Origin of the sequence: Streptomyces prasinopilosus (assembly GCF_001419695.1) — a bacterium.
In the GTDB taxonomy this organism is placed as follows: domain Bacteria; phylum Actinomycetota; class Actinomycetes; order Streptomycetales; family Streptomycetaceae; genus Streptomyces; species Streptomyces prasinopilosus.
Genome location: NZ_LIRG01001054.1, coordinates 1 through 1,117 on the forward strand (window position 1 = coordinate 1; position 1,117 = coordinate 1,117).

General features: G+C 72.1%; 1 protein-coding gene and 2 pseudogenes. 2 read left to right on the forward strand and 1 reads right to left on the reverse strand.

From position 1 onward, the window contains the following. On the reverse strand, positions 1 to 492 hold a 492-nt coding region (locus tag AOK18_RS30035; protein WP_055696339.1), incomplete at its 3' end, for a TetR/AcrR family transcriptional regulator. A gap of 155 nt (positions 493 to 647) precedes the next feature. Between AOK18_RS30035 and AOK18_RS35050 the strand changes: the two are divergent. Continuing rightward, positions 648 to 838, forward strand: a pseudogene (locus tag AOK18_RS35050) (NADPH-dependent FMN reductase); the annotation flags it as partial. Between the two features lie 2 nt (positions 839 to 840). Beyond that, positions 841 to 1,092: pseudogene (locus AOK18_RS35055) on the forward strand (FMN reductase); the annotation flags it as partial. Between the last annotated feature and the right edge of the window lie 25 nt (positions 1,093 to 1,117).

Here is a 1,117-nt window from a genome sequence, read left to right on the forward strand (position 1 = left end):
GCGCAGCAGCAGCGTCACGTGGTGGTGCAGCACCCGGCGGGGCGGGCTGGTGAAGCGGCGGTCGGCACAGGGTTCGGCGGCGAGCTGGAGCTCCAGTTCGTCGGCGGTGCGGCGCAGCATGGCGATGCCGAAGGCCCGCAGCCGTTCCGCGGGCGGCGCGCCCGGTCCCAGCGGCGGGGGGCCGGAGAGGAAGGCGGCCTGGAACTTCTTCTCGGAGTGGTCGAGCAGGGCCGTCAGCAGTCCGGTGCGGTCGCCGAAGCGCCGGAAGACCGTCCCCTTGCCCACCTGGGCCGCCGCGGCGACCGCCTCCATGGTCAGGCCGTCCGCGCCGCGTTCCGCCACCAACAGGGCGGCCGCCTCCAGCAGGCGCGCGCGGTTGCGTGCGGCGTCGGCCCGCAGGCAGGGCTCATCGATCTCGGCACCGAGTTGCGGCAACTCCAGCGGCTCGAGGGGCTGCTGGGGTGTCGAGGAGGGCGGCGGGACGGCGGACATGAAGCCAGCGTAAAGCATCGGGAAGAAACTGGACCGCGGTCCGGTTGAAGTGCTAGAAACATAACCGGACCTCGGTCCGGATGACTGCGGCAACGGTTCGTCCTGCGCCTCGCCGTGCCGTTCCGCCCTGTTTCCCACCCATCTCAGGAGTTCCCATGTCCCTTCGCATCCTCGCCCTCGTCGGCAGCCTTCGCGCCGGCTCGCACAACCGTCAGCTCGCGGAGGCCGCGGTCAAGATCGCTCCGGAGGGCTCCGAGATCGTGGTCCACGAGGGCCTCGCGGAGATCCCGTTCTACAACGAGGACATCGACGTCGAGGGCACCGTGCCGGCCGCGGCCGGACAGCTNNCTCGGCGACAAGCCCGTCGCCGTGATCGGCACCGCCTACGGCCAGTACGGCGGTGTCTGGGCGCAGGACGAGGCCCGCAAGGCCCTCGGCATCGCGGGCGGCAAGGTGATCGAGGAGGTCAAGCTCTCCATCCCCGGCTCCGTGACCCGTTTCGCCGAGATCCACCCGGCCGACGACACCGAGGTCGTGGAGCAGCTGACCGAGGTCATCGCCCGCCTGAAGAGCCACGCCGCCGCGCCGGCCGCCGCCTGACGCCCCCGGCCCGGGGCGCACCCGA